This is a genomic window from Rhizorhabdus sp. (genome assembly GCF_018006725.1).
Classification (GTDB): Bacteria; Pseudomonadota; Alphaproteobacteria; order Sphingomonadales; family Sphingomonadaceae; genus Rhizorhabdus.
Genome location: NZ_JAGMXV010000268.1, coordinates 1 through 5,765, shown reverse-complemented (window position 1 = coordinate 5,765; position 5,765 = coordinate 1). Strand labels below are relative to the sequence as shown.

The 5,765-nt window shown below is 65.0% G+C and carries 8 protein-coding genes and 1 pseudogene; 6 read left to right on the top strand and 3 right to left on the bottom strand.

Annotated features, from left to right (window positions below; translation table 11 throughout):
- The first annotated feature begins 121 nt into the window (after positions 1 to 121).
- From KAY22_RS23430 to KAY22_RS23420, 3 genes are read left to right on the top strand one after another with little or no spacing between them, the layout of a single operon-like run.
- Positions 122 to 493 carry a hypothetical protein gene (locus KAY22_RS23430; protein WP_225900037.1) on the top strand — a complete coding sequence of 124 codons (372 nt, stop codon included), beginning with the start codon at positions 122 to 124 and terminating at the stop codon, positions 491 to 493.
- 37 nt (positions 494 to 530) lie between these two features.
- Positions 531 to 926 (top strand): CopG family transcriptional regulator, encoded by a 396-nt coding sequence (locus KAY22_RS23425; RefSeq protein ID WP_041380118.1) that lies wholly within the window; start codon positions 531 to 533, stop codon positions 924 to 926.
- Positions 923 to 1,885, top strand: a complete 963-nt coding sequence (locus KAY22_RS23420; protein WP_041380120.1) for a tyrosine-type recombinase/integrase — start codon at positions 923 to 925, stop codon at positions 1,883 to 1,885. Before KAY22_RS23425 ends, KAY22_RS23420 begins: the two co-directional genes overlap by 4 nt.
- Here the strand turns inward: KAY22_RS23420 and KAY22_RS23415 are convergent.
- Genes KAY22_RS23415 through KAY22_RS23405 form a run of 3 tightly spaced genes read right to left on the bottom strand, consistent with a single transcriptional unit; the run spans position 1,882 to position 3,046 of the window.
- Complete coding sequence (locus tag KAY22_RS23415; RefSeq protein ID WP_019086510.1) at positions 1,882 to 2,502, bottom strand: histidine phosphatase family protein; 621 nt, start codon at positions 2,500 to 2,502, stop codon at positions 1,882 to 1,884. The genes KAY22_RS23420 and KAY22_RS23415 overlap by 4 nt on opposite strands.
- 9 nt (positions 2,503 to 2,511) lie before the next feature.
- Positions 2,512 to 2,793: a type II toxin-antitoxin system YafQ family toxin gene (locus tag KAY22_RS23410; protein ID WP_004212931.1), complete on the bottom strand. Its 282-nt coding sequence runs from the start codon at positions 2,791 to 2,793 to the stop codon at positions 2,512 to 2,514.
- Positions 2,780 to 3,046: a type II toxin-antitoxin system RelB/DinJ family antitoxin gene (locus KAY22_RS23405; protein ID WP_011950390.1), complete on the bottom strand. Its 267-nt coding sequence runs from the start codon at positions 3,044 to 3,046 to the stop codon at positions 2,780 to 2,782. The genes KAY22_RS23410 and KAY22_RS23405 overlap by 14 nt, the downstream gene beginning before the upstream one ends.
- Before the next feature lie 418 nt (positions 3,047 to 3,464).
- Between KAY22_RS23405 and KAY22_RS23400 the strand changes: the two are divergent.
- From KAY22_RS23400 to KAY22_RS23390, 3 genes and pseudogenes are all read left to right on the top strand, one after another.
- Positions 3,465 to 4,095 (top strand): annotated as a pseudogene (locus KAY22_RS23400) (transcription elongation protein SprT).
- An 82-nt stretch (positions 4,096 to 4,177) separates the two neighbouring features.
- Positions 4,178 to 4,831 (top strand): ParA family partition ATPase, encoded by a 654-nt coding sequence (gene parA / locus KAY22_RS23395; protein ID WP_011950392.1) that lies wholly within the window; start codon positions 4,178 to 4,180, stop codon positions 4,829 to 4,831.
- Positions 4,828 to 5,142: a ribbon-helix-helix domain-containing protein gene (locus KAY22_RS23390; RefSeq protein ID WP_011950393.1), complete on the top strand. Its 315-nt coding sequence runs from the start codon at positions 4,828 to 4,830 to the stop codon at positions 5,140 to 5,142. The genes parA and KAY22_RS23390 overlap by 4 nt, the downstream gene beginning before the upstream one ends.
- Positions 5,143 to 5,765: the final 623 nt, after the last annotated feature.

The following is a 5,765-nucleotide window of genomic DNA, read 5'->3' as shown; positions in this document are numbered from 1 at the left end:
GAATGTCATCATGGAGCTTTCATGGCGGCTCAGCGCCAGAGGCGAAACCGCAATCGTGCCGCGCGGGATTCACGCCACATTCTATGTATGATAAAGGACATTATCACACATTCAGGGGACCATGATCGCCATGCCCGAGACGGCCTCGACACCGCCGCAGCGCCGCCCTGTCATCCGGACCGTAAGCTTCGATGAGGCCGGCGCGGCGATCGGCCGCTTGCTGCCGATCGCGCTGCCGCCCACGCGCGCGGCCGAGACCGGCGCGTCGGCCAAGGTCGCGGATTTTCTGTTGGCCTGGTGGAATGGCGACGAGTGCGGGCATTTCCCGATCCTGCATCTTTGCAACGTCGATGCCGTCATTGCCGAGGATATGCTGACGGTCATGGCCTATCTGGCGCAGGAGTCGACCACCTATGCCGATGCCTGGGGTTACCGCGACGCGATGCACGACCTTTGGGTGCGCTATCGCGGCGACCCCGCCGAGAGCGTTTAAACGTCTCCGAAGATCCACCGTAAAAAGGGATGCCGGCATGATCGAAAATGACGACGAGGCTTTTGCCGACAACTGCGCCGAGCGCGACCAGGCCAAGGCGCTGCGCGAGCAGGCGCGCGGGGGCGGGCTGCGTTTCGAGGTGTATCTACCCGGCGACATGGCCGATTGGCTGTTGGCGCAGGTCGAGCGGGGCCATTTCGTTGATCCGTCCGAGGCGGTGTTCGCGATCGTCCAGAACTTCATCGAGATGGAGCCGCACCGCGATTTGCGCGACGAGCTGTTGCGCCGGATATTGGACGAGTCGGTTGGACGCGGGCTTGAGGACGTGAAGGCGGGCCGCGTTCGTCCCGCCGATGAGGTGTTTGACGAATTGCGCCGGGAGCTGGCGAAGCCCCGCCGCGAGCCGGCCCGCTGGCAGAAGATCGCACGATGAACCAGCTCGCCCTCCTACCCTCGCCCGCGCTGGCGTTGCCGGCCTTGATCGCGGCGGCCGACGACGCCACGCGGCTGCGCTTCCTTGAGTTCTTCGCCGTCACCATCCGCAATCCGCATACGCGCCGTGCCTATGCGCGCGCGGCGGGCGACTTCCTGGCCTGGTGCGAGGCGCGCGGCGTTGCCTCTCTCGCTGGCGTGCAACCGCTCCACGTCGCGGCCTGGGTCGAGGCGCTGGGGCGCGAGCTGGCCGCGCCCAGCGTCAAGCAGCAGCTCGCCGGCGTGCGCCACCTGTTCGACTGGCTGGTAACGGGCCATATCGTGCCGGTGAATCCTGCCGGATCGGTGCGCGGGCCGGCGCATAGCCAGCGGCGCGGCAAGACGCCGGTGCTCGCCCCCGACGAGGCGCGGCGGCTGCTCGATACCATCGACGTGACGACGCCGGCGGGCCTGCGCGACCGCGCCCTGATTGGATTGATGGTCTATTCATTCGCACGGATCGGCGCGGCGCTCGCGATGCGGGTGGAGGACGTGTTCGTGCAGAATCGCAGGCTTTGGGTGCGCCTGCACGAGAAGGGCGGCAAGCGCCATGAAATGCCCTGCCACCACAACCTTGAGCATTATCTCGCTGAATATCTCGACGGGTGCGAGTTGCGCGAAGACCGCAAAGGGCCGCTGTTCCGCACGATCGCGCGCGGCACTAAGCGCCTCAGCGATACCCCCCTGCCCCAAGCCAATGCGTTCGCGATGGTGCGCCGGCGCGCGGGCGCGGCCGAGATCGGGACGGCGATCGGCAACCATTCGTTCCGCGCGACCGGGATCACCACCTATCTGAAAAACGGCGGCACGTTGGAGACGGCCGCGACGATGGCAAACCACAGCTCGACGCGCACCACCCAGCTTTACGACCGGAGACCCGATGACGTGACGCTGGACGAGGTGGAGCGGGTGTTGATCTAGGCGGCGATCGCCGGCGCACACGCCCAGCGGTCGCCATCCCAATGAAACCCTAGCCGCTGCGCGTTGCTGATCGCGGGCGGCTCGCCCTTGCGCCAGAAGGCGCGCATCTTGGCGCGCTCGTCCAGATCGGCGTCGGCGACGATCGCGCGCGCGGCCTGGATGAACTGCCCATGTCCGAACACATAGACGAGCGAAGCGGGCGGCATGGCCGCGAGGCGGGCCAGCGCCGCCTCGCAGCGCCCGAGCAAGGCGCGGAAACTCTCCGCCCCTTCCCCGTCGCAATAGTCCGGATCGGCCGCGCTCCAATAGCGTTCGAGGTGCGGCATCCGTTCGGCGCTGCGCGTGCCGTTCCAGCGCGCCGGTTGCAGATAGGTAAATTCTTCGATCGGCCACACTTCGACCGGCACGCCAGGAAAGCGCGCTATCGTCGGCGCGGCCGTCTGCCGGGTGCGGGTATAGGGCGACGTGACGATGAGCGCGGGCGCTTGCGTCCAGCTCGCCGCGACCTGGCGCGCTTGTTCGTGGCCGCGCTCCGTCAGCTCGATCGCCGCGAGATCATGGCACGGCACGCCGGCGTTGCCGGTGGATTCGCCGTGGCGGATGAAGATCGCCCGCATGTGCGTCATCTATCCGAATACCTCGCTATGCGAGCCAAGGCGCGCGAGGCGCAGCGTTTCGTCGTCGGGCTTGGCGTAGATCAGCACCAGATCGGGCTTGACGTGGCAATCGCGGTAGCCCGCCCAATCGCCGCTCAGATCATGGTCGCGGTATTTGGGATCAAGCGGCGTGTCGGTCGCGAGCGCGGCCAGGACAGGCAGAAGATCGGCATCGAGGGTCGCTCGATGCCGGCCCTTTGATTCCCGCTTGTAGTCGCGCTTGAACCGGGTCGAACGATCAATCGTCCGCACGGAGGTCCGCCATCAGCGCATCGACGCTGGCGAACTTGGTCCCCTTCCCCGCCGCCAGCTCTGCCATTGCCTCGCGTGTCGCGGCGTTCGGAACCTTGACCTCGAAAGGCAAGCGCCGTTCGTCGGCGATACGCAGCATCAACAGTCGGATAGCGTCGGAGATCGAAAGGCCCATCGCGCCCAGCGCGGCGGTGGCGCGTTCCTTCGTCGTATTGTCGATCCTGGCGCGGACATAGGTGTCGGAAACAGCCATTGGGATTTCCTTCTGAAAACGTAGTCCCAACGTAGTCACAAAATCTGATTTTGGCAATGGGTGCGGTGATTATGCGCCTGCCGCTGACGCGGCATCGTGGCTCTAGTCGCTCACGCTCCCCAAGCCCGCAAGCGGTCTTGGCCCAAGGTGACGATCCACATGGCGGAAGCGAGATCGCTGCGCGGATCTCGCGCAGCAATGCCGGCGTGCGCCGGCGCCGATCCTGTTTGAAGGGGGAAAGGCGGTCCCGGCCGCCTCTCCCCCGCAACGGGATAGACGGGCCGTGCCTCGCTACGCTGCGGCCGCTCCACCCCGTCGATTCCCGCTGCCCCCCTCTCCCGCCGGCGTTCTTGGGCGTCCGTGTTCCGGCCGATGGCATGGCCATCGCCGGACAGGCGATTTGAAGGGAGTAAAGACGATGACCCACGAAACCCGCGAAAGCTGGCTCAATGCCGTGGCGCAGGGCATGGCTCCGCTGTTCGAGGCGCTGGACGCCCCCCTGCCCGACCGCGTGCGCGTGGCGATCGGCTTCACCAGTAGAGGCGCGAAGGGCAAGGCGATCGGTGAGTGCTGGGACAACCGGCTCAGCGCGGACGGGCATTTTGAAATCTTCATCCGCCCGGACCTAGCGCATGCGCCTGACGCCATGCCCGCGCAGATCGCCGCCATCCTCGCCCACGAGCTGGTCCATGCCGCTGTCGGCATCCCGGCAGGGCATGGGAAGGCGTTTAAACGGGTCGCGCTTGGGCTGGGCCTTGTCGGGCCGATGCGCGCCACCACTCCCGGCGACGCCTTACTTGCGGCCATCGCACCGATCCTTGAGGCCGCTGGCTCCCTCCCCCATGCCCATCTCGACACCGGCGGGGAGTCGACCGCGCCCAAGAAGCAGAAAACCCGGATGCTGAAATGCGAGTGCGCGACGTGCGGCTATACTGTGAGGACCGCGCGCAAGTGGCTGGAATTGGCCGGAGCGCCGCTTTGCCCGATTGAAGGGGCACGGGATCATGCAGCATGAGCCGCTGGACGCCGACGATGACGAGGGTGGTTAAGCGTCCTCCCCCTGCCCCTTTCATTCAGGCACGGCTTGCACTATGCCCACATGCAAACATGCGGTCATGTAAGGATATTCACATGCCAACAATCGCCATTATCAGCCAGAAGGGTGGTGCGGGGAAAACCACCCTCGCCCTGCATCTGGCCGCCGCCGCCGAGGATGCTGGCCATACCGCGCTGGTGATCGACCTCGACCCGCAGGCGACAGCGAGCCAGTGGGCGGCGTGGCGCAAGGATGCGCCCCCGGTCGTGATCGACAGCGCCCCCCCTCGCCTTGCCGCCAAGATCGAGCAGGCGAGGGCGCAAGGCGCAGCGTTCATCGTGATCGACACCCCGCCCCATGCCGACAGCGCCGCCAGCGCCGCCGTCGAGGCGGCCGACCTGGTGCTGATCCCATGTCGGCCGAGCGCGTTCGACCTGGCCGCGATCAAGACGACCGCCAGCCTTGTGAAGATGCGCGGCAAGCCCGCTTTCGTGATCTTCACGGCGGGAAGCCCGACCGCGCCGCGCATGTATGAGGAAGCGACGCAGCTTGTGCAGGATTATGGGCTGGACGCCTGCCCGCACCGTGTTGCGGATCGTGCCGCGTTCCGTCACGCGGCGGCCGAGGGGAAAACCGCGATGGAGATCGAGCCGGACGGCAAGGCGGCAGACGAGGTGCGCCAGCTTTACAAGTGGACATGCGAGCATGTAAACATGCAAGCATCAACGAAGCGGAGGGCCAGCGCATGAGCCGGAAGGGATCATTGCTTGCATTGCGGGATCGCGATCCCGCACCAACGCCGGCGTCGACCGAGCCGGAGGGAAGGGCGGCCGCGCTGACCGCCCGCAGCACTGGCGTAGGCACCGGCAGCAGTTCGAGCAGCAGCCCGGTTGCGCCGAGCCGTCAGGGCAAGAAGGCGATGACGGGCTATTTCAGCCCGGAAATGTCGTTCGCCATGCACATGACCGCCCGCAAGCACGGCATGAGCTTGCAGGACGCGATGGCCGAGGCGTTCAACGACTGGCTCCGAAAGATGGGGGAAAGTCCTGTAGGCAAGTGAGCATGTTCACATGCAAACATATAGCTTAGGGGAAAACTCATGCCGTGCTAATCGTGTCCGCCATCTTCGCACTGGTGATGATCGGATTGTCCATCCGGGCAAACGCCCGTTTCCGGCAGGAAAGGAACTGCCGATGCAATAGCGGCTTTCACGATCAGAGCCGCTTTCCAATTTGGTGAATTGGTCCGCACCTCGCGTTCTAGCTCTCAGCTTCACGCCCTTCCTTGCGATCTGTGTGCTGGGGCTGTTCAATGTTGCAGCGATGACCCTAACGCCGAGGCCGGGGCAGGAGGGGATGCTGTTACCGTCCCTGATCTTTATTGGAGGCGCGTTCGTGGCGGCCCATGTTTTCCACCTTTGGTTGATCGGAAGGAGCCTGGGCCGAAGTTAAACTCAATGTCGTCATGTTCACATGCAAACATGGCAGTTAACGCCACGACACTGTCCTATTGCCGCCACGATTTTCGGCGAAGCAATCACGCCATGGTAGTTATTAGGCCCAGTCGGCCCGAAGCTGCGATTTTGGCCAGGTTGAAGAACGAACACTGAACGCTTGATTGATTCTACCAGGACCGTTGCTGACCACCGACCTCGTAGATATCGGCTTCCATGGAGCAATTGTA